The organism is Pseudomonas trutticola BRTCR10, assembly GCF_056155105.1.
Map to the genome: position 1 here is coordinate 1,658,745 of NZ_CM149552.1, position 21,540 is coordinate 1,680,284.

Below are 21,540 nucleotides of genomic sequence, written 5' to 3' on the forward strand. Positions count from 1 at the left end.
CATGGATCTCAAGGAAACCGACATCCTCGGCGACAGCATCGGCGAGCATTGGTATTACTGTTCCAAAGCGGCAGCCACCCGTCGCTTGCTCGGCGATGCGCCGATCAAGCGGATTCTCGATGTGGGCGCCGGTTCCGGGTTTTTCTCCCATCATCTGTTGAGCCAGACCGATGCGCGTGAGGCCTGGTGCGTGGATATCAGCTACCCCGTTGATTCAGATGCAACCACCACCGGCAAACCGGTGCATTACCGGCGCGGCATCGAAACCATTGACGCCGATCTCGTGCTGCTGATGGATGTCCTTGAACACGTCGATGACGACCTCGGTCTGCTCAAGGAATACGTCGACAAAGTGCCGTCCGGCAGCCGTTTTCTGATGACGGTGCCGGCGTTCCAGTTTCTCTGGAGCGGTCACGACGACTTTCTTGAACACAAGCGCCGCTACACCCTGGCACAGTTCGAGACACTGGCTCGCGATGCCGGCCTGACGGTGCAGCGCGGTGCCTATTATTTCGGCGCGGTGTTCCCGATTGCGGCGGCACTGCGTTTGCTGCCACAGGGCCCGCAGACTGCAACGCCACGCTCGCAGCTCAAGCGTCATCACCCGCTGGTGAACTCGGTGCTCAAGGCCCTTTGCAGCCTGGAGCTGCCATTGATGCGCACCAATCGCCTCGCCGGTTTGAGCGTTTTTGTGCTGGCGCAAAAACCGTGACCTCAGCGGAAAAATCCCTGTTGATCCAGCGCGGTTTGCGTTTTGCCTTGACCGGGATTTTCGTCACTGGCTTGCATGCCCTGGTCGCGGTGCTGTTCATCAATTTCATCGCCCCTCAGCCACCGCTTGCCAACGGCGTGGCTTTTGCCGTCGCGACCGTCGTTTCCTACGTGATCAACACCACCTGGAGTTTCTCGGCCCGGCTGCATGGCAGAACCCTGATGCGTTTTCTGCTGGTATCGCTGGGTGGGTTTTTATTGGCGATGTTGGTTGCCTGGGCTGCGCAAATGGCCGGGCTCCACTATCTGTTGGGCATCGGTGCGGTGGCGCTGACGATTCCGGCATTCACTTTTGTGCTGCATAACTTCTGGACGTATCGATGAAGGTTTCGAACACCCATCCGGCCCTCGCGTTGCTACCGATCCTGCTGGGCGTGCTGGTGTTCTTCCTGGTGATCGGTCCACAGGCGCTGGATCCGCAGAACATCGCTTGGTTGAAGGACGGTGATCCGGCAACGCATTACCTGGGCTGGGTGAATTTCCGTCATTCGCCCTGGACGTTTCCGCTCGGGCTCAACCCGTCGTATGGGTTGGAGCTGGGCAGCGCGATCATCTTTTCTGACTCCAATCCACTGATGGCGCTGCTGTTCAAACCGTTCAGTGGCTGGTTGCCGGACACCTTTCAGTATTTCGGAATCTGGTTGCTGGCCTGTTTCGTTTTGCAGGCCTGGTTTGCCTGGCAATTGCTCGGGTTGATGACTGATAACCCCGTGCTTCGACTGCTGGGCGCGGGGCTGTTGGTGTTTTCTCCGCCGATGTTTCTTCGTACCGGAGGGCACTTGTCCCTGGCCGGACACTTCCTGATTCTGGCGGCCCTTTACCTGGCGCTGCAGCCGATGCTCCAACGGCGGCGCCTGGCATGGGGCACATTGCTGGCCGCCACGGCACTGGTGCATGCGTATCTATTGGTGATGGTGGCGCTGATCTGGGTGGCGGATGTGCTTGGCAAACTTTGGGTCGGCAAACTGACCCGACGTCAGGGCCTGATCGAGTTCGCCAGTCTGTTTGCCCTGGTCGGCGTGTGCTGCTGGCAAGCCGGGTATTTCAGCATTGTCGACGGCGCGGGCGGTGGCGGGTTTGGCTGGTATCGAATGAATCTGCTGTCCCTGGTCGATTCGGATGGCTGGTCATATGTTCTGCCAAACCTTGCCAACGGCGGCGGCGATTATGAAGGCTTCAATTATCTGGGCCTCGGGGTTCTGTTATTGCTGTCATTGGCGAGCATCGCCTGGTTCAGAAGCGGCATTTCCTTGAAGGCGTTGCTGCGCAGCCGGCCCTGGTTGGTGTTGGCGATGCTGGGATTGACCCTGTTCGCACTGTCGAACCAGATCGGTTGGGGCACGCACACGTTCAGCTATCCGCTACCCAAAATCCTAGAGCGTCTGGCGAGTATTTTTCGCGCCTCGGGTCGCATGTTCTGGCCGGTGTTTTACGCCATCGTCGTGCTGCTGGTGTTCTTCGTCGTGCGTGGTTATCGCGCGCGCACCGCCATCGGTTTGCTAGCACTGGCGCTGGTGGTGCAAGTGGTGGATACCCGCATTGCCTGGGCGAGTTTGCGGGCGGCGAAAATGCTGCCACCGACATCCACCTGGGCCAGCCCCATGCATGATCCTTTCTGGGACAGCGCCGCGGCTCATTACAAGAATATCCGCGCGATGATCCCGAAAAATCAGCCCGATCAGTGGCAGGCCATCGCCGATTTCGCCGCTGCTCATCGATTGCAGACCGATGCCGTGTACATGGGGCGCATGAGTCCTTCTGTCCTCGAACGCACCCAGCTCGATGCGCAGCGCAGGCTGGCGACGGGCGATTACGAGGCCGACTCGCTGTACATCATTGATGATGAGGCGTTGGACGCGGCCATCAACAGTGTGCACAGCGACACTGACCTGCTGACCCGCGTAGACGATTTTGTTGTATTGGCACCGGGCTGGAAACACTGCAATCAATGCCTGGCGATGGTTGATGAGGGGCGGGCAATGTCCTCGATTCCGTCCAGCCAGTCAGGGCTGGTGCAGACATTCAATCGTAAAAGCCGACAGCTGACCAAGGGCTGGGCGGCGCCTGAAACCTGGGGTACCTGGAGCGAAGGGACGGAGGCTGAAATCACCCTGCGGGTGAAGCCGGATACCCAAGTGATCGTGCTGGAGGCACTGGCATTCGTGATGCCGCCAGGTCTTACCCAGCGGGTCATCGTCAGCATCAATGGTGAACAGGTGTTGTCGACGCGTCTGACGCAGGTGCAAGACAACCGGCTGGAAATTCCGCTCAGTACGGCCATCCGCGAGACGTTGGGCAAGGAGGGGCTGCTGAAACTTCAGTTGCATCTGCCCGATGCCGTCAGCCCGCAACAGCTGGGCTTGAATGATGATGCGCGGGTCATGGGGCTGGGGTTGAAAACGCTGACCGTCCACTAAGCGCTGAAACACTGTGTGGATGCTGATGGACGCCAGGCCCAAGGACTTTCTACACTGCCTCCAGTCTGGGGATCAGGGGAGCAATGGATGAATCGAAATGAACTGCGCAAGGCTGACATCAACCTGATGGTGGTGTTCGAGACCTTGATGCTCGAACGCAATGTGACCCGGGCGGCGGAAAAGCTTTTTCTCGGCCAGCCGACCATCAGCTCGGCGCTCAATCGCTTGCGCTCGATGTTCAACGATCCATTGTTTATCCGCGTCGGCCATCGCATGGAGCCTACGGCCCGTGCCGAAGAACTGTTTCGTCATCTCTCGCCGGCGCTCGATTCGCTGTCCGTCGCGCTGAGCCTGACGCACAATTTCGATCCTGCTGTCAGCAACATGACCTTTCGCATCGGCTTGTCCGATGACGTCGAGTTCGGCCTGTTGCCACCCTTGCTGCGCGCCCTGCGCCAGGAAGCGCCGAAAGTCGTGTTTGTGGTGCAACACGTCGATTACTGGCGGATTCCCGACTTGCTCGCAGCGGGTGATATCACCGTGGGCATCAGCCAGACCCGTGGTTTGCCGGCGAATGCCAAACGCAAACTGCTGCGGCATATCCAGCCGAGTATCCTGCGTGCCGATGCATCCGACTCACCGTTGACCCTCGATGAATACTGCTCGCGCCCCCATGTGCTGGTTTCCCACACGGCGAACATCAGTGGTTACGCTGACGAGTGGCTCGCCGAACTCGGTCGCACCCGGCAGGTCGTGTTGTCAGTGCCGCAATACAGCGCATTGCCTGCCTTGTTGGCCGGGACGGATCTGATTGCCAGTCTGCCGGATTACACCGCCGAGGCCATGGCTGCGTCCGGATTGCTGTTCAAAGAGCCGTTTCCTTTCAAGACGCCGATGCTCGATCTATCGATGGTCTGGCTCAGTCACGTCGACAGCGACCCGGCCGAACGCTGGTTACGTTCGCGGCTGGAAGCGTTCATGAGCGAGCGCCCCCTCACCGCGCCTTGAAATCACTGCAGTCAGGCGCGACAGCGCCTGCAGGGATTTGCAAAACCGGCATTGGTGAAGCTTCAGGCGACTTCCAGTTCGCTGCACACCTTGATCACTTGCTCGCGCAGCCAGATGTTGGCGCTGTCATGGTCGGCGTGCTGGCTCCATTGCATGTCGAGGGTGAACCCCGGCAGGCCATTCGGCGCCTCACAGTGATTGAAGATGGCTTCTTTGGTCAGTAAACGCTGGATGCGCCGGGGCAGGGTGAGGATGAAATCGGTGCCGGTAATCATTTTCAGTGCGGCGCTATAGCTGTTGGAGCGTGCCACGATCTGACGTTTCTGCGCCTGCCGTGCCAGCCAGCCATCGACCATGTTGGTGGTGGACGTCCAGGGTGTCGGAAAGACATGCCGGCGTTCGGTGAAGGCTTGCAGGCTCAGACGTGGTTCCAGTGGTGTGGCACGTTTATCGAAGACGCAGACCAGATCATCTTCAAGCAGCATCCGCGACTTCAGGTCAGTGTGATTGCGGTGAAAGTTCGGGCCGAAACTGATCACCAGGTCGAGACTGCCGTCACGCAGTTCATCGGCCGGCACGTCGGTTTCGAACTTGTGCATGTTGACCATCACCGGCAAGTCATCGTAGTCGAAACGCTTCAACAGACGCGGCAGGATCAGTTGCTCGAAGTACTCCGGGGCGCAGATGTTGAAGGTGACGGCTTGCCGGCTCGGATCGAATGCCGGGGCACCGGCGTGGCACAGGTTGATACTTTCGAGGATTTTCTGCACATGGCCGTACATGCTGCAGGCCTTGTAGGTCGGGCGCATGCCGGTACGGGTGTTGATGAACAGCTCGTCTTCGAAACTGGTACGCAGTTTTTTCAGGCAATAACTGACGGTGGATTGACTGACGAACAGCGTTTCCGACACATCGGTGACGCTGCTCTGCTCATACACGGCGATAAACACCATGAGGTCCTGCATGTCGAGCTTTCGAAGCAAGTTACTGTTCAGCATCCGTACTGTCTCGCTGTGCTCCTTGCGCTGAATCCGCGCAAACGTGTGCGAACGATCCTAACGGAACGATAGTGCTAGGAGAAACCCCTGTAGGACATTTCACGGACAGTTGTGGGACAGAAAGTTTTAGCAACACGACGTCGCTGAATAATCCGCGCAAAGATGGCCAGAGGCCTCTAGCTCATGGGCTTCTGCGATCATCGAATATGCTGCGTGTAATGTCGCGGATCAAAGCGCAGCACCATCAGCAGCATGACCACCATCACCGCCGTCAGCGACCACCACGCCCATTCGAAGCTGCCGAGTTGATCACGAACCATCCCCGCCAGAAGAGGGGAGAGGCCGGCAATCAGATAACCAATGCCTTGCACGAAAGCGGTAAGGCCGCCGGCACGCTGTGGATTGTCGAGGTGGTCAAGCGAGACGATCAGGCTCATCGGAAACAGTCCGCCAATACCCAGCCCCAGCAGACAGGGCCACAGCAGGCTGAGATGGTCTGGGCTGAGGATCAACCCGCAGAAGCCGACGATGATCAATCCGAGCAGCGCCATCAACACCACGCGCCGGTCACGACTGCGATTGGCGATGGCCGGAACCACCAGGCCGGAAATCACCTCCATGGCCGTCAGAAAACCCAACAGCAGACCGGCGTTCTGTTCACTCCAGCCTTTTTCAACGTAGTACGGCGCCAACCAGGCGAGCACACAGGTGTAGGACGCCGTCCCCAGACCGAAGAAGACCGCGAGTAACCAGGCGCGGGAATTGGCGAAAAACGATTCTTTCTTCGCGGCAGCGCTGACGGCGTTTGGCAGATGGGTGCGTTGTGACCACCAGAACAGCAAGGCGAACAACGCCAGCGCTGCCCAAATGGCCAATCCGAGGCGCCAGCTTCCGGTTTGCACCATCACCAGTGGGGCGAACGAGGCGGCAATGGCCGCGCCGCCCATGATCGAGGTCACGTACAAGCCCATGCACAGCGCCACGTTGTCCGGGAAACGTGCTTTTATCAGCGCCGGCATCAACGCCTGAATCAGCGCGATGCCGATTCCCGCCAGCACCGCGCTGATAATCAGCTCCGCCGCAGAATCGACAAACAGCCGCGCCAGTGTTGCCAACCCGATGATCAGCAGCGACAGCAGCACTGTGCGCTGCTCACCCAGACGCTGACTGATGCCGATGCCGAAAAACATCGCCATGCCCATGGCCATCACCGGCAGCATGGTCAGCAGCGACGCGAGGCTGTAACTCAACGGGATATCGCCGCGAATGGCCGAGAGCAATGGCCCGACCGCGGCCATCGATGGACGCAGATTAAGTGCGACCAGAATGATGGCGAGCATCAGCCAGAGAGCGGGGCGGGCGGTGGTGCGGACGTTTTCCATCTTCAGACCTATGAGCGAGAGGCTGACAATTAGGCGCCCGGCTGTCGCACCGGACAAACCAGAAAATCCCGAGCAGTATTTAAAAAGTCGATAACACTTCTCTCCTTGTGGGAGGGGGCTTGCTCCCGAAAGCGGTGGGGCGGTCACCCTCAGTGCGGAATGTGCCGACCTCTTCGCGAGCAAGCCCGCTCCCACAGAAAAGTGTCTGGTCCAAAACTTAACCAGAACTGAATCATTCTCAAATACTTCACAAGTTCGCGTTATAGCCACCTGCCAACTAATCGTTGGCGTCTTTTTCACAAAAAATTGATGGTTGCCTGCCTAAAGTTTGTTATGCCTCGGTTAATGAATTTTTCACAATTAACCCAGGCGCTTCTTTTCAGGAATTGCCCACCTCTATGTTGAAGTTAAAAACCGTGCGCCCGGAATGGGTAACGTTGATTGCCAGTGCCTTTCTTTTGCTCGGTTTCAACTTTGTGCTCTGGCAGCATTTGTTCGAGATTACTGCGGCGGATGGCAAAGGCATCGCCATGCGCGTGGCTTTCGCCGTGATGATCTTTGCCGCGTTCAACATCGTGCTGACTTTTCTGGCCTTTCGTCCGCTGCTTAAACCCATCCTGACTTTGATGTTCTTGATCAGCGCCGGCGTGGCTTATTTCATGAGCCAGTATGGCGTGATGATTGATGCGGGCATGTTTCGAAACTTCGCTGAAACCAATGTCACGGAAGTGCGTGACTTGTTGTCGCTGAAGTTGTTTATGTATGTCTTGTTGTTAGGCGTTTTACCGTCGTGGTTGTTATGGAAAGTTCCAGTCACCTATCGTCGCTGGCATCACGAACTGCTCAGTAAAGTTGTCGTCAGTGTGGCGTCGGTGGCGGTCATCGGTGGTGTGGCGCTGGCCAACTATCAGGGATTGTCTTCGCTGTTTCGTAATCACCATGAACTGCGCCTGATGCTCGTGCCGAGCAACTACATTGGCGCGTCGGCCGGTTACCTGCGGGAGCAGGTCGTCTCGGCGCAGCAACCGTTCGTGAAAATTGGCGAAGACGCACAACGCAACCCGGATCTGAAAGTCCAGCCGCGCAAATCCCTGACCGTACTGGTGGTGGGGGAAAGTGCCCGCGCAGAGAACTTCGGCATCCTCGGTTATGGCCGTGACACCACGCCGAAACTGGACAAGGAAGCCGGGCTGATCGCTTTCACCGATGTGCATTCCTGCGGCACTGAAACCGCGGTCTCGGTGCCGTGCATGTTTTCCAACATGGGCCGCAAGGATTACGACGCGAGTAAGGCGAAGAACGAAGAAGGCCTGCTCGACGTGCTCAAGCGTGCCGGCATCGACGTGATCTGGCGCGATAACCAGTCCGGCTGCAAAGGCACCTGTGATCGAGTCACCGTGCAGGATGTCAGCAACTTGAAGGATCCGGCGCTGTGCGCCAACAGTGAGTGCCGCGACGAAATCCTGCTGCAAGGTCTGCAAGGCTTTATCGATCATCTGGACAAGGACACCGTGCTGGTCCTGCATCAGATGGGTAGTCACGGCCCGGAATACTTCAAGCGTTATCCAAAGGAATACGAGCACTTCACGCCGGTCTGTGAAAGTAACGCGCTGAACAATTGCAGCCGCGAAAGTATCGTCAACGGTTACGACAACACCCTGGTCTATACCGATCATGTGCTGTCGAGCCTGATCGATGTGTTGCGCAACAATCAGGACAAAGTCGATACGGCGATGTTGTATCTGTCTGATCACGGTGAGTCGCTGGGCGAGTACAACTTGTTCCTGCATGGCACGCCTTACATGCTGGCACCCGAGCAACAAAAGCATGTGGCGATGCTCGCGTGGTTCTCCGACAACTATCAAAAGGCTTATTCGGTCGACACCCATTGCCTGCAAATGAGTCGTGACAAACCGTTGAGTCAGGACAATCTGTTCCACTCGATGCTTGGCCTGCTGGAGGTGCGCAGCAAGGTCTATCAGCCGGATCTGGACCTGTTTGCCGGATGCCGTGGCGCGGTGATTGACGGCGTGCTGGCCAAGGACTGAGCCGTTTAGGGCCCGTCGTTCTGACCCGACGGGCCTGTCCGTTTCCTCTGTCAGACTATTCTTGCTCTTTGGCAGGACATTTCGTTACAGCTCTTGCCCTTCGCAGGCGCGTAAATCGCCAGTGGCGATATATACTGCGCGCCATTCTTCAAGGGAGAGCCGTGTGGCCATCGATATTCACTGGATTCGCGACAACGAAAGCCTCGCGCAATTTTGCGCCGAGTGGCAGCAGCTGCCTTTCGTGGCCCTCGACACCGAATTCATGCGGGTCGACACCTTTTACCCGATTGCCGGCCTGTTGCAGGTCGGCGACGGCAAACGCGCCTACCTGATAGATCCGCTGACCATCAATGCCTGGCAACCGCTGGCCGCATTGCTGGAAAACCCGGCAGTGCTCAAAGTCCTGCACGCGTGCAGCGAAGACCTCGAAGTCCTGTTGCGCCTGACCGGCAGTCTGCCGGCGCCGATGTTCGACACGCAACTGGCCGCTGCCTATCTGAACCTAGGGTTCTCGATGGGCTATTCGCGACTGGTGCAGGAAGTGCTCGGTATCGAACTGCCGAAAGGCGAAACCCGCTCCGACTGGCTGCAGCGTCCGTTGTCCGACACGCAAATCAGCTACGCCGCTGAAGATGCCGTGCATCTGGCGGAGGTTTTCGTCCAGCTGCGGCCGAAACTGTCTGACGACAAATTCGCCTGGGTGTTGGAAGACGGCGCCGAACTGGTCGCCAACCTGCGTCGCGAAACCGACCCCTACGAGGTCTATCGCGAAGCCAAACTGGCGTGGAAACTGTCTCGCGCGCAACTGGCTGTGCTGCGTGAGCTGTGCGCCTGGCGTGAAAAAGAAGCCCGTGCCCGCGATCTGCCACGCAACCGCATCGTTCGTGAACACTCGCTGTGGCCGCTGGCGCGTACCCAACCGGACAACCTCGCCGCGCTGGGCAAGATCGAAGACATGCACCCGCGTACCGTGCGTCAGGACGGTCAATTTCTGCTTGATCTGATCAAGCGCTCTGGCAGTGTGGGGCCTGATCAATGGCCGCCTGCTGTAGCAGAGCCATTGCCGATCGAAGCGGCAGCGTTGATCAAACAACTGCGCGCATTGGGCCAGGCTGAGGCCGAGCGTCTGGGCATTGCCCCAGAGCTGATGCTGCGCAAGAAAACCCTCGAAGCGCTGGTCAAAAGCGGCTACCCCGAGGGTCCTTACCAATTGCCTGAGTCGTTGCGTGGCTGGCGCCGCGAACTCATGGGCCAGAAGCTGCTCGACAGCCTGGCCACCGCCGGAGAACAGCCTTGAAACGTATTTGCTCTATTTACCAAAGCTCGAAGCGCAAAGGCATGTACCTCTATGTGCTCAAGAGCGATGAATTGGAACGCGTGCCCGAGGCGTTGATGGCGGCTTTCGGCAAAGCCATATTTTCCTTCAGTCTGGTGTTGACGCCTGAGCGCAAACTGGCCAGTGAGGACATCGTCGTGGTCCTGGAAAACCTCGACAAGCAGGGCTATCACCTGCAAATGCCACCGGCCGAGGACGAGTACATCGAGCACTTGCCCGAAGAGTTGCTGCGCCGCAACGACCCGGTCTGATCGGCGAGGCCCTGTTCTGGGCCTCTGTTAACCCTGGAACTGTTTTTACCGCGATGGCCGCCCTGAAAGCGGCGGCTGTCTGCACGGTTTGCGAAAGGTTTGAAGATGCGCGTTCTGATTGCTGAACACGACCACGCGATATACGCCCGGCTGCTGCGTCAGGCAGCGCCGGAGCTTGAAGTATTGACCAGCGGCGACTCCGCTGAACTGGCCCGTCAGGCCGCCGATTGCCCGGTGTGGCTGGGGCAACCGGATCTGCTCGCGACCCTGTTGCGCCAGGGCCATCAACCGCAATGGCTGCAATCGACCTGGGCCGGCATCACGCCGCTGCTCGCTGATGGCTTGCGTCGGGATTACCGCTTGACCCGCGCGGTGGGGATTTTCGGCCAGGTGATGGCCGAATACGTGCTGACCTACATGCTCGGCCACGAACGCGAAGTGCTGGCGCGGCTGGTCAGCCAGGTCGAGCGCAAATGGGACAACCGCACCGGCCAGAGCCTGGTCGGACGCAAGGTGCTGATCGTCGGCACCGGTGACATCGGCCAGAGCGTTGCGCAGTTCCTGTTGCCGTTCGGCGTCGAACTGTACGGTATCGCCAGCAGCGCCCGTGAGCAGGCACCGTTCGTTGAAGTCGGCTCGATGGCGGATCTGCCGCGTCTGGTGGGCGAGGTCGATTACGTGGTCAACCTGCTGCCGAACACCGAACACACCCACGATATCTACGACGCGGCGCTGTTCAAGCAATTCAAGCCGACCGGGTTGTTCATCAACGTCGGGCGCGGTGTGGCGGTGGTTGATGCGGATCTGGTGGAGGCCTTGAAGGAAGGGCATCTGGCGGGCGCGGTGATCGACGTCTGCCGTCAGGAACCGTTGCCGCAACGTCATCCGTTCTGGACGGCCTGGGGTTTGCTGTTGACCGGTCACAGCTCGGCACCGACTTCACCGGCGTTGATGGTGCAGTTGTTTGTCGAGAATCTGCGGGCGTATCAGGCGGGTGAAGCGTTGCGCGGGGAAGTGGATTTCAACCGCGGTTACTGATTCACGCAAACAATGCAGGAGTGAGCCTGCTCGCGATAGCGGTGTGTCAGACAACATTAATGTCGACTGACACGGCCTCATCGCGAGCAGGCTCACTCCTACAGTTGTTTTGCGTTGTGGCTTAGAGGGTGAAGTCGCCTTCTGCCGCGAGTTCGCTCAACGGGCGACGCGGGCTCGGCTCTTCACGCGCTTGCAGGTAATCCGCCAGCGTCGATTTGTCGCCAAGTTTGCCGACGGCCACTGCCGCATGCAGCGCATAACCCTCAGGAATGTTCAGCTCTTTGCGCGTCAGCTCCTGATCGAAGCCGGCCATGCCATGGGTATGCCAGCCGCTGATGCTGGCTTGCAGCGCCAGATGACCCCACGCCGAACCGGTGTCGAAGGTGCTCCACAGCGCCGGCGTTTCTTCAGTGGCGCCCGGCACGGCGAAGGTGGTTTTCGAGATCACGATCACCAGCGCCGAAGCGTGCTGCGCCCAGCCACGGTTGAATTCGTTCAGCAGACCGAGAAAACGCTCCCAGTTCGGCGTATCGCGACGTGCGTACAGAAAGCGCCACGGCTGCGAGTTGTAGGCCGATGGCGCCCAGCGCGCCGCTTCGAAAAAGCTCAGCAGGGTTTCTTCCGGGATCGCTTCACCGGTAAAGGCGCGGGGCGACCAGCGGTCGGTGAACTGTGGGTGAATGGCGTATTCGGCAACGCGAGGGTTGGCACTCATCAAGAAATTCCTTGCTACGTTTGAGTAAAAGATTCGAACGAAAACCCGGCGGGATCAGTTGCGCTGAACGATGGGGTTTTCCGAGCCGTGTCAGTTCACCGGGATGCAACGTGGTCGAGCGTTAATGGCTCCCGGGCAAGGCTCCTGCGACTGGCAAAGCTACGCGCCGTCACAAAAACTGACAAGTGCTGCGCAACCGGCAGTCGCCAGCGCTTGGCCCGCAAGGCCTGGGGCACTAGACTGGCGGCCTTTTCACCACCTGATGTTGATGCTTGAGCCATGGTCGCCAAAGTCGAACCGTTCTGGAAACGCAAAACCCTCGATCAACTGGATCTGGAGGAATGGGAATCGCTGTGCGACGGCTGTGGTCTGTGCTGCCTGCAAAAACTCGAGGATGAAGAGGACAACAGCGTTTATTACACGCGCATCGCCTGCAAACTGCTCGATCTGAAAACCTGCCAGTGCAGCGATTACCCGAACCGCATCAAGTTTGTCCCGGATTGCATCCAGCTCACCCCGGGCCAGGCCGAAGAGTTCAAATGGTTGCCGCCGACCTGCGGCTATCGTCTGGTCAGCGAAGGCAAGGACCTGCCACTCTGGCATCACCTGGTCTGCGGCGACCGCGACGCGGTGCACCACGAGCGGATTTCGCAGTCCGGGCGCATGCTCGCCGAGGGCAGCGTGCCGGAGGATGACTGGGAAGATCACCTGATTTTCCGGGCGGGTTAAACGCTCGCAAATCCAGATTTCAACAAGGAGTGGGTATGGCTGTGGGATTGCAGCGGGCGTTGATGGTTGCGCTGTTGGCGCTCAGCGCGCCGGCATGGGCGGCGAAGAAAGTCGATCTGGATTACCACGTACGCCTGTTGCCACAGAGCGATCAGGCTGAAGTGCGCCTGACCCTGGCCAAAGGTGAAGCGGTGCGCAGCCTTGATTTCGACCTCGGCGACGGCAGTCATTACAGCGACTTCAAGGCGGACGGCCAATGGCTGCTGACGCCCGGCAAACAGGCCCGTGGCGTCTGGCGTCCGACCAGCGACAAGGCCAGCCTGACCTATCGCGTGCGCATCAGCCACGGCCGCAAGAGCGGCAGTTTCGACACCCGTATGACGTCAACCTGGGCGTTGATGCGCGGCGACGAACTGGTGCCGTCGGCCAAGCTCGATCAACAGGACGGCACCGAACTGGTCTCGCGCCTGCAATTCGAACTGCCCGAGGGCTGGAAAAGCGTCGAAACCGCCTGGCCACGCATCGGCAAGAACAAATTCCGCATCGACAATCCCTCTCGTCTGTTCGATCGCCCGACGGGCTGGATGCTTGCCGGCCATCTCGGCAGCCGGCGCACGCGCCTGGGTGAAACCGAGGTCACCGTGGCGTCGCCGCAAGGGCAGGGCATGCGGCGGATGGACGTGCTGACGTTGTTGACGTTTGTCTGGCCGCAGGTACAAGCGCTGTATCCGCGTCATCCGACCAAGTTGCTGATCGTCGGCGCCAATGACCCGATGTGGCGCGGCAGCCTCGGCGCACACGAGTCGATCTATCTAAATACGCGCCTGCCGCTGGTCAGTGAAAGCGGCAGCAGTGCCTTGGTGCGTGAGTTGGCGCAGGTGTTCGGCCGGATCAATGATGAGCAGCGCAGCGACTGGATCAGCGAAGGGTTTGCCGAGTATTACGCGATCGAACTGGTGCGCCGTGCCGGTGGTATGAGCGATGAGCGTTATCAGGCGTTACAGGCGAAATTGGCCAAGGACAGCCAGAAGGTTACAACCTTGCGCGGCGAGCAGATCAGCGCGGCGCAGGTGGCGAAAGCGGTGGTGGTGTTGCAGGAACTGGATGGCGAGATTCGTTTGAAGACACGCAACAAGCGCTCGCTGGATGATGTGCTGCGTGGGGCGATGCATTTGGGGACGGTGAGTACCAAGGAATTTGTGCAACTGGCCGAGAGTGTTCTCGGCGAGTCTTCCAAAGTCCTCGATACCGCGTTACTTCAGTAACGCCGCCATCGCTGGCAAGCCAGCTCCCACAGTGTTTTAGGTCGGACACAAAATATGTGATCACCACAAGACCTGTGGGAGCTGGCTTGCCAGCGATGGGGTCATCAGCCCCAAAGCAAATTCTGGATCAAACCCCGGCTTTCGGCGATTTCACAGAATCATTGCCGGTAACGGTGGCGGTACTGGTCGCTGCTTCGGCATTGGCCTTCAGCTTGCTCAGTTCTTCCCCGGCTCGCTCGATCTTCGCCCGCACGTTATTCATGTCCTGACGGCTTTTCTCGTACAGGCTTTTCACCGAACTGTGTCCGGTAATCCCACGAGCCATGGCCACGCCGCCAATCGCCACCTGAATCAACCCGAACACCCCGCCACGGCGCAGGCCCTTGCCGACCATGATCACGCCGCCTGCCAAGGATCCGATGCGCTCCCAGCCTTCCACGTTCTGCTCGGAACGGCTCTGGAACGGGGTGGATTCGATACGCTCGACACGTTTGAGTTCGCTCATGATCTTTCTCCAGGCAATGAGTAATGGATAAACAAGCTGACTGCCAGAGCGGTCCGCTTGTTCCATCGGATGTGCGACGCTTCAGCGGAATTTCGGCCCGGAGCGGGTATTCAGGCCCTTGGCCATGCGGTCGTAGAGCACGACGTTGACCGTGGCGGCGAGGTTCATGCAGCCCGTGGTCGGGATGTACACGACGTCTTCGCACCAGTCGCGAATCTCTTTGTCCAGCGAGCCGTCTTCGGGGCCGAAGATGTATAGGGCGCGATCAGGGTGGGTGTATTCCGGCAACGGACGGGCGCCTTCGACCAGTTCCACGGCGACGGGAACGCAGTTTAGCGGGAGGATCTTTTTCAGATCATCGATGCCGATCAACGGGATGTCGTAGTGCACGCGTTTGGTATCGGTGACGAAATCGGCGGCGCGTTCATAGCGCTTGCCGGTGTAGAACACCGACGCCACGCCGTAACAGCCTGCGGCGCGCATCACCGAACCGACGTTCTCCGGTGACTTGGGGTTGTACAAACCAATGCAGCTGTAACGTTTGTCTGCCACGAGCGGGGTGCCTTCGGGAAAAAGAGCGCGATTATACGGGGATTGGGGGAGGGCGGGCAGATTCAGGATTTGCGCTGTCTGCTCTGACCTCATCGCTGGCAAGCCAGCTCCCACAGGTATCTCGGGTGTACACAAAATTTGTGAGCGACCAAAATCATTGTGGGAGCTGGCTTGCCAGCGATGAGGCCAATTCAGGCGATGAAGATCAGTCTTCTTTCTTCATCAACCCGGCCAGCGCGGCGAACGGGTTGTGCGTTGCCTTGGCGATTTTCGGCGTGCTCAGCGAGCCTTCGCTGAAATACTGCTGGTCGGTGTAGCGCGAGTGCTCGTTGTCGTGGCAGTACAGGCACAACAGCTCCCAGTTCGAGCCGTCCTGCGGGTTGTTGTCGTGATTGTGGTCGCGGTGATGCACGGTCAGTTCGCTCAGGCGCTTGCCGGAAAACTCGCGGGTGCAGCGGCCACAGACGTGCGGATACATCTTCAGGGCCTTGTCGCGGTAGCCCATTTCCTTGTCGCGCTGGTTGTCGGCGAGGATGCGATCCAGCTTCGACGTGTTGGTTGGGGTGGACGAACTCATGGGTTCACCTTTGTAAAAGACTAATGACGGTTATGTGCAGAGTTTAGCTCAGCCCTTGAGTTTCTCGGCAATCCAGATCGTGTGGCGGGTGCCCTTGTTGCCGTGGGCGAACACCTGCACTTCCTCAGCCTTGAAACCGGCCTTCTTCAATTTGTCGGAAAACAGCCGATCGGCGCTGGCCGACCATACGGCGAGTACGCCTTTGGGACGCAGGGCCTTGGCACAGGCATTCAGACCAGCGGCGGAATACAGCCAGCTGTTGGCCTTTTGGGTCAGGCCTTCGGGGCCGTTGTCGACGTCGAGCATGATCGCGTCGAAGCCGTTCGGCTCGCTTTGCAGCACCTTGGCCACATCGTCCTGACGGATCACCGTGCGCGGATCAAGCAATGGCCGCCCGGACTTTTCGCCGAGCGGGCCACGGTTCCACTCGACCACGCCGGGCACCAGCTCAGCGACCACCACTTCGGCGGTTCTACCCAGATGCTTGAGCGCCGAGGCGAGGGTGAAACCCATGCCGAGCCCACCGATCAGCACCCGCGAGTTCGGCCGGCCAGCCACCTTGCGACAAGGAATCTCGGCCAGCGCATCTTCGGAACCGTGCATACGCGTGTTCATCAATTGCCCGCCGTCGCCGCCCTGGATCTTGATGACGAAATCCTCGCCATACTCGAACAGGCACAGGGCACCGCCGCTTTCAGGGATCGGGGTGGTGTCGAGCAGAACGAAACGTTTCATGGAAATCTCTACAAGGGGGAAGGCAAGCAGGCCCGTTGGGAGTAGCCTGAGCGCAGACTAAGGCCAACGGAGCCCTTGATGAAGCGCACCATTCTAACGGTCATTGCCCTGGCCGCGCTCTCGATTACTGCCGTGCAGGCACAGCAGGTTGTTCCGGTCAGCCCGGCGCCGCAGCCTGGCTCGCCTGGAACCGCGACACCGACACCGTATCCGCAGATCACGCCGATCAACATTCCCAAGTCGGGCGCCGGCAGTGGCAGCCCGCCGCTGGTGCCGATCGAAATGCCCAGTCCGCCGAGCAAGGATCAAGCGGTGCCGGGCATTGAACCGAGCGGCACCAAGGCCAAATCCCCGGGCGGTTAAATCTGCTGCGCCGCCAATTGGCCGTCGGCCATGCGCAGGCGTTTGGAGAGAGAGACGGCGAGGGCGCGGATGATCTTGGCGGCGATCTTCGGCGCGTCGTTGAGCATTTTTTCCAGCGAGTCCTTGCCCAGGTTCAACAGTTGGCAATTGCTCGCTGCCACGCACGTCGCAGAACGCCTTTCGCCGTCCAGCACGGCCATTTCGCCGAACGCCCGACCGCTGCGCAGGGTGGCCATGGTGATGACCTGGCCGTCGGCGCCGGTTTTCTGCACGGCGACCTGGCCGGTGTGGAGGATGCACATGAAGCTGCCGGCATCGCCCTCGCGGAAAATCGCTTCGCCTTCAGCCACGGTGCTGATGCTGAAGTAGCCGGATGCCGCTGCGAAATCGGCCAGTTGCAATTGATCGAACAGGCCGCAATCCATCAGCCAGTCGCGAATTTCGTTGTTGAGTAAGGTGGGTTCTGACATGTCGTGGCAATCTTTTTGTTTTCACATTTTCGAGGCTGTACACGGATCCCGTGGGAACCCTTTTTGTGGTGAGGGGATCGGTTTTCACGGAGATCTGTGAGGTATCGGCCTCTTGGGTCTGGAGTTAAGACCCAAGTGACCGACGGAGTTCCTCAGACGATGCCCAAAACCTTGAACACAAATGCGTATTCGAGCGCTACGTCACGTAATCCCTGATAACGCCCGCTCATTCCGCCATGGCCGGCGCCCAATTCAGTCTTGAGCAGCAGCACATTGTCGTCGGTCTTCGTCGCGCGCAATTTTGCCACCCACTTGGCCGCTTCCCAGTACTGCACGCGGCTGTCGTTGTAGCCGGCGATCACCAGCGTTGCCGGATACGCCTGAGCGCTGACGTTTTCGTACGGTGCATAGGCCTTGATCCGATCATAGACTTCCGGTTCCTGCGGGTTGCCCCACTCGTCGTATTCAGTGACGGTCAGCGGCAGCTCCGGGTCGAGCATGGTGTTGAGCACGTCGACGAACGGCACTTCGGCAATCGCCACACCGAACAGATCCGGGCGCTGGTTGAGCACCGCGCCGATCAACAGACCACCGGCGCTGCCACCGCTGATCGCCAGTTTTTCCGCCGTGGTGATGCCGTTGAGGATCAAAAACTCGGCGCAGGCGATGAAGTCGCTGAAAGTATTGTGTTTGTGTTCCTGCTTGCCTGCGCGATACCAGGCTTCACCCAGTTCACCGCCACCGCGTACGTGGGCGATGGCGAAGGCCATACCACGATCGAGCAGACTCAGACGTGCGTGGGAAAACCACGGGTCTAGGCTCGAACCGTAAGCGCCATAACCATAGAGATACAGCGGCACCGGTTTGCCGACCATTTCGCGTTTCATCACCAGGCTGATCGGCACCAGCGTACCGTCCGGCGCGCTCGCCCACAGGCGTTGGCTGACGTAAGCGTCGGCATCGAACGGGCCGAGCACCGGGGTTTCTTTCAGGACGGTCTGTTCGCCGCTGGCCAGTATCAATTGGCGGACCTGAGCCGGGCGATTCAACGCCTCATAGCGCAGGCGAATGCGGTCGCTATCGAATTCCAGGCTGTTTTGCACGTAGAGGCTGTAGGCCGCGTCCGGCAATTGCACGCGATAAGGCGCCACGCCGTGTGGGTGAACTTCGATGATTGGCAAGCCACCTTCGCGCAGGCTCAGGGTCATGGCCTCGCTGTTGAGGCTCACACCGTCGAGCATCACTGTGTCGCTGTGGGCGATCAGCTGTTGCCAATCGGCCTCCGTCGGCACCACGCCAGTGTCTGGCGCCTGATACAGGGCGTAGTTGATGCCATCGCGGTTGGTGCGGATAAACCATGTCCATACGCCATCGAGCAGGCCATGGTCGACGTCGTATTCGTGATCCTCGACCCGTGGCGCCAGGCAAGCGAATGGCAACTGCGGCTGGTTGGCGTCCAGCGCCCAGACTTCGCTGGTGGTCTTGCTGCCCAGGGACAGCAGCAACTGCTGTTCGGAGCTTGCCCGGTAGCAGTGCAGGAAGAAACGCCCGTCCGGCTCGTGGAAAACTTCTTCGGCAGCGGTACCGTCGAGGCGGTAGCGGAACAGTTTGTGCGGGCGATGGGTGTCGTCGAGCACGCCGAAGAACAGCGTCAGGCTGTCGTTGGCCCAGGTCATGCTGCCGTCGCAGTCTTCGAACTCCAGTTCGCTGACTTTGTCGTTGGCCAGTTCTTTGACGAACAGCGTGTAGATCTCATCGCCCGAGGCATCAACGCTGTAGGCCAGACGCTGGTGATCGGGGCTGATGCTGAACGCGCCCAGCGAGAAGAAACCGCCATTGGCCAGCACGTTCGGGTCGAGCAACAGTTGCTCGCGGCTTTCATCGAGGGTCAGGCTGTCGTCCGCCGGACGCGGGCAGCGGTAGTGCCGGGCGTATTCGTCACCGGCAGTGGTGCGCGTGTAATACAGATACGGGCCCCACGGCGAGGGCAGGGACAGGTCGGTTTCAAGAATCCGGCCCTTGATCTCTTCGAACAGGCTTTCGCGCAGCTCGGCCTGATCGGCGGTTTGCGCTTCCTGGTAAGCGTTTTCGGCCTTGAGGTAGTCGAGCACCGCGTCGGTGTCACGCTCCTGCAGCCAGGCATACGGGTCGGCGCCGGGTGCCTTGTGGGCAATCGGGGCACTGATGACGTTGGCGGATACGGGCATGGAAGGCTCTCGGACAATGTTCGGAATAGGGTTTTTCGCGAATCCGGGTATCACCGCAAACCCTGTGGGAGCGAGCCTGCTCGCGAAAGCGGTGGGTCAGACAACAATGTTTCAACTGACAGTCCGTATTCGCGAGCAGGCTCGCTCCCACAGGTCGTGTGTCTATTGGGACAAGCCTGACGGGCGAAAAGTCGTTACTATAAGCGCCTCTTTGCCTGCCTTGCCATGGACACCATGACCGAGAACGACTATCTGATCGCCTGGGGCCTCTACGCCTTTGCCGCTGTAGGCTGCCTGTTGGTATGGATGCGCCTGACCACCTGGATGTGGCGCTGGCTGCGCGAACCGTTGCGCGTGTTGATGGCGGTGTTGCTGTTCAGCCCGACCATCATTGATCCGGTGAAGGAAAAGGTTGCGCCGGCCATCGCCATCACCGCATTGGATCTGGCCTTCAAGGTCGGTAACAACGCCTGGCGCGCAATCTCCGATCTGTTCATGTACGGCATGATCGCTTTTGGCATTTACCTGATCTTCGTGTTGATCCGCTTCCCGATCGAGCGCGCTTCCAGAGCTCGCCGCGAACAGGCTGAAGCCGCCAAGGCAGCGGCCCGGTCAGAGGATCGAGACGACGATCAACCGTTCGGTGGTGCCGGTGATGATCGTTATGGTCGCCCGCCAGTGCCGAACAATCCGCAGCGCATGCGGGTCGAGCCGCGTCTGTAATCCGAGAGTCCGCACATGTGTGAATTACTGGGCATGAGTGCCAACGTGCCGACCGATATCGTGTTCAGCTTCACCGGCCTGATGCAGCGCGGCGGTCGCACCGGCCCGCACCGCGACGGTTGGGGCATCGCTTTCTATGAAGGCCGTGGCCTGCGGCTGTTTCAGGATCCGGCGGCGAGTTGCGAATCGGAAGTCGCCAACCTGGTGCAGCGTTACCCGATCAAGAGCGAAGTGGTCATCGGCCACATTCGTCAGGCCAACGTCGGCAAGGTCTGCCTGTCCAACACTCACCCGTTCGTCCGTGAACTTTGGGGGCGCAACTGGTGCTTCGCGCACAACGGCCAGCTCGCCGATTTCACCCCGATCAAAAGTTTCTACCGCCCGGTCGGCGATACCGACAGCGAGGCGGCGTTCTGCGATTTGCTCAATCGTGTGCGTGCAGCATTCCCGGAACCGGTCGATATAGAAGTGCTGCTGCCGGATCTGGTCGCCGCGTGCGCCGAATACCGCAGCAAAGGCGTGTTCAACTGCCTGCTCAGCGATGGCGACTGGCTGTTCTGCTATTGCTCGACCAAACTGGCGCAGATCACCCGACGTGCACCGTTTGGCCCGGCACGCCTGAAGGACGTCGATGTGATCGTCGACTTCCAGGCGGAAACCACGCCCAACGACGTGGTCACGGTGATCGCCACCGAACCTCTGACCGAAAACGAAACCTGGACCCGCTACGAACCGGGCCAATGGAGCCTGTGGCGACGCGGCGAATGCGTCAGCCAAGGCAAGACCGAATAAGGATTGCACCCCATGTTGCTCAGTTATCTACGGCTGGTGTTGTTTGCGGCGGGCCTGTTGATCGGTGTCCAGGTGCCGGGGTTCATCAGCGATTATGCGAAACGCGTCGAGGCGCATCTGATCGAAGCGCAGACCGGCCTGCGCGGGTTTCAGGGCACTGCCGAGCAGTTTTTCAAAGGCGACTTGCAGGCGCTGGTTGCGCATTACCGCGCCAGCGAAGATCCGGTATTTCGCAGCGACGCCGACAGCCTGAGCACCTTGCTCAATCGTCAGCTGGCGCTGGACAAGCAATACCAGGCGATGCAGGGCCCGTGGTACATCCGCTTCCTGCAAGTGGTGCTGGCCGCTGATCCGGACATCCGCAAGGAAACCTGGAATGGCTACAGCTACCAGATTCTGCTGACGCCAGAGGCGATGATCTGGGGCATGAGTGGCGCGCTGCTGCTGTCGTTCGGGATTGAATGTCTGTTCCGTCTGATTGACTGGGTGGTGCTGGGCGGCAAGCGTCTGCGCCAGAGCCGGCCGATCGAAGATCGCGACGTGCGCGGTCTCTGATGATCGTTCCCACGCTCTGCGTGGTAACGCCTCAACGGACGCTCCGCGTTCGGCTTTCGAGGGACGCGGAGCGTCCCGGGCTGCATTCCCACGCGGAGCGTAG

General features: G+C 59.5%; 23 protein-coding genes. 14 read left to right on the plus strand and 9 right to left on the minus strand.

Annotated features, from left to right (window positions below; translation table 11 throughout):
* Position 1 precedes the first annotated feature (1 nt).
* From ACVVH8_RS07375 to ACVVH8_RS07390, 4 genes are all read left to right on the plus strand, one after another.
* Entirely contained in the window at positions 2 to 712 is a 711-nt protein-coding gene (locus ACVVH8_RS07375; protein WP_401297774.1) for a class I SAM-dependent methyltransferase, read from the plus strand.
* A complete protein-coding gene (locus tag ACVVH8_RS07380; protein ID WP_103307069.1) occupies positions 709 to 1,095 on the plus strand; it encodes a GtrA family protein in 387 nt (128 codons plus the stop codon). The genes ACVVH8_RS07375 and ACVVH8_RS07380 overlap by 4 nt, the downstream gene beginning before the upstream one ends.
* Entirely contained in the window at positions 1,092 to 3,188 is a 2,097-nt protein-coding gene (locus ACVVH8_RS07385; RefSeq protein WP_475229281.1) for a DUF6311 domain-containing protein, read from the plus strand. The genes ACVVH8_RS07380 and ACVVH8_RS07385 overlap by 4 nt, the downstream gene beginning before the upstream one ends.
* An 87-nt stretch (positions 3,189 to 3,275) precedes the next feature.
* Positions 3,276 to 4,196, plus strand: coding sequence for a LysR substrate-binding domain-containing protein (locus ACVVH8_RS07390; protein ID WP_103307067.1), 921 nt, complete (start codon positions 3,276 to 3,278; stop codon positions 4,194 to 4,196).
* A gap of 62 nt (positions 4,197 to 4,258) precedes the next feature.
* On the opposite strand, the gene ACVVH8_RS07395 is transcribed toward ACVVH8_RS07390, so the two are convergent.
* Complete coding sequence (locus tag ACVVH8_RS07395; protein WP_475229284.1) at positions 4,259 to 5,194, minus strand: LysR family transcriptional regulator; 936 nt, start codon at positions 5,192 to 5,194, stop codon at positions 4,259 to 4,261.
* 197 nt (positions 5,195 to 5,391) lie between these two features.
* On the minus strand, positions 5,392 to 6,576 hold the full coding sequence (locus ACVVH8_RS07400; protein ID WP_475229286.1) for a cyanate transporter: 1,185 nt from the start codon (positions 6,574 to 6,576) through the stop codon (positions 5,392 to 5,394).
* Positions 6,577 to 6,974: 398 nt separating this feature from the next.
* Between ACVVH8_RS07400 and ACVVH8_RS07405 the strand changes: the two genes are divergently transcribed.
* From ACVVH8_RS07405 to ACVVH8_RS07420, 4 genes are all read left to right on the plus strand, one after another.
* Positions 6,975 to 8,624 carry a phosphoethanolamine transferase gene (locus tag ACVVH8_RS07405; RefSeq protein ID WP_475229288.1) on the plus strand — a complete coding sequence of 550 codons (1,650 nt, stop codon included), beginning with the start codon at positions 6,975 to 6,977 and terminating at the stop codon, positions 8,622 to 8,624.
* 163 nt (positions 8,625 to 8,787) lie between these two features.
* Positions 8,788 to 9,921: a ribonuclease D gene (gene rnd, locus ACVVH8_RS07410; protein WP_077571546.1), complete on the plus strand. Its 1,134-nt coding sequence runs from the start codon at positions 8,788 to 8,790 to the stop codon at positions 9,919 to 9,921.
* Positions 9,918 to 10,211 (plus strand): YcgL domain-containing protein, encoded by a 294-nt coding sequence (locus ACVVH8_RS07415; protein WP_103307060.1) that lies wholly within the window; start codon positions 9,918 to 9,920, stop codon positions 10,209 to 10,211. Before rnd ends, ACVVH8_RS07415 begins: the two co-directional genes overlap by 4 nt.
* Positions 10,212 to 10,316: 105 nt before the next feature.
* Entirely contained in the window at positions 10,317 to 11,249 is a 933-nt protein-coding gene (locus ACVVH8_RS07420; RefSeq protein ID WP_103307058.1) for a D-2-hydroxyacid dehydrogenase, read from the plus strand.
* A gap of 121 nt (positions 11,250 to 11,370) precedes the next feature.
* On the opposite strand, the gene ACVVH8_RS07425 is transcribed toward ACVVH8_RS07420, so the two are convergent.
* A complete protein-coding gene (locus ACVVH8_RS07425; RefSeq protein ID WP_315447028.1) occupies positions 11,371 to 11,964 on the minus strand; it encodes a nitroreductase family protein in 594 nt (197 codons plus the stop codon).
* A gap of 279 nt (positions 11,965 to 12,243) precedes the next feature.
* Between ACVVH8_RS07425 and ACVVH8_RS07430 the strand changes: the two genes are divergently transcribed.
* The gene (locus ACVVH8_RS07430; protein ID WP_213027851.1) at positions 12,244 to 12,693 is read left to right on the plus strand and encodes a YcgN family cysteine cluster protein; all 450 of its coding nucleotides are present in this window, start codon (positions 12,244 to 12,246) and stop codon (positions 12,691 to 12,693) included.
* 35 nt (positions 12,694 to 12,728) lie between these two features.
* Positions 12,729 to 13,958, plus strand: a complete 1,230-nt coding sequence (locus ACVVH8_RS07435) for a hypothetical protein (protein WP_475229291.1) — start codon at positions 12,729 to 12,731, stop codon at positions 13,956 to 13,958.
* 127 nt (positions 13,959 to 14,085) lie between these two features.
* Here the strand turns inward: ACVVH8_RS07435 and ACVVH8_RS07440 are convergent, their stop codons facing one another.
* From ACVVH8_RS07440 to ACVVH8_RS07455, 4 genes are all read right to left on the minus strand, one after another.
* A complete protein-coding gene (locus ACVVH8_RS07440) occupies positions 14,086 to 14,463 on the minus strand; it encodes a YgaP family membrane protein (protein ID WP_103307052.1) in 378 nt (125 codons plus the stop codon).
* Between the two features lie 81 nt (positions 14,464 to 14,544).
* Positions 14,545 to 15,015: an RNA methyltransferase gene (locus ACVVH8_RS07445; RefSeq protein ID WP_007911337.1), complete on the minus strand. Its 471-nt coding sequence runs from the start codon at positions 15,013 to 15,015 to the stop codon at positions 14,545 to 14,547.
* Between the two features lie 205 nt (positions 15,016 to 15,220).
* On the minus strand, positions 15,221 to 15,592 hold the full coding sequence (locus ACVVH8_RS07450; RefSeq protein ID WP_007911336.1) for a YajD family HNH nuclease: 372 nt from the start codon (positions 15,590 to 15,592) through the stop codon (positions 15,221 to 15,223).
* 48 nt (positions 15,593 to 15,640) lie between these two features.
* Complete coding sequence (locus tag ACVVH8_RS07455) at positions 15,641 to 16,327, minus strand: spermidine synthase (protein ID WP_475229294.1); 687 nt, start codon at positions 16,325 to 16,327, stop codon at positions 15,641 to 15,643.
* Positions 16,328 to 16,405: 78 nt separating this feature from the next.
* On the opposite strand from ACVVH8_RS07455, the gene ACVVH8_RS07460 reads away from it, so the two are divergent.
* Positions 16,406 to 16,690 (plus strand): superantigen-like protein SSL4, encoded by a 285-nt coding sequence (locus ACVVH8_RS07460; protein ID WP_103306146.1) that lies wholly within the window; start codon positions 16,406 to 16,408, stop codon positions 16,688 to 16,690.
* Here the strand turns inward: ACVVH8_RS07460 and ACVVH8_RS07465 are convergent.
* Both ACVVH8_RS07465 and ACVVH8_RS07470 read right to left on the minus strand, forming a co-directional pair.
* Complete coding sequence (locus tag ACVVH8_RS07465; protein ID WP_103306147.1) at positions 16,687 to 17,160, minus strand: cyclic nucleotide-binding domain-containing protein; 474 nt, start codon at positions 17,158 to 17,160, stop codon at positions 16,687 to 16,689. The genes ACVVH8_RS07460 and ACVVH8_RS07465 overlap by 4 nt on opposite strands.
* A gap of 152 nt (positions 17,161 to 17,312) precedes the next feature.
* Positions 17,313 to 19,367, minus strand: a complete 2,055-nt coding sequence (locus ACVVH8_RS07470) for a S9 family peptidase (RefSeq protein WP_213027854.1) — start codon at positions 19,365 to 19,367, stop codon at positions 17,313 to 17,315.
* Positions 19,368 to 19,592: 225 nt separating this feature from the next.
* Between ACVVH8_RS07470 and ACVVH8_RS07475 the strand changes: the two genes are divergently transcribed.
* From ACVVH8_RS07475 to ACVVH8_RS07485, 3 genes are read left to right on the plus strand one after another with little or no spacing between them, the layout of a single operon-like run.
* Entirely contained in the window at positions 19,593 to 20,090 is a 498-nt protein-coding gene (locus ACVVH8_RS07475; RefSeq protein ID WP_213027855.1) for an MFS transporter, read from the plus strand.
* Between the two features lie 15 nt (positions 20,091 to 20,105).
* Positions 20,106 to 20,882, plus strand: coding sequence for a class II glutamine amidotransferase (locus ACVVH8_RS07480; RefSeq protein WP_100847538.1), 777 nt, complete (start codon positions 20,106 to 20,108; stop codon positions 20,880 to 20,882).
* Between the two features lie 12 nt (positions 20,883 to 20,894).
* Positions 20,895 to 21,437 (plus strand): DUF2937 family protein, encoded by a 543-nt coding sequence (locus tag ACVVH8_RS07485; RefSeq protein ID WP_103306150.1) that lies wholly within the window; start codon positions 20,895 to 20,897, stop codon positions 21,435 to 21,437.
* The last annotated feature ends 103 nt before the right edge of the window (positions 21,438 to 21,540 follow it).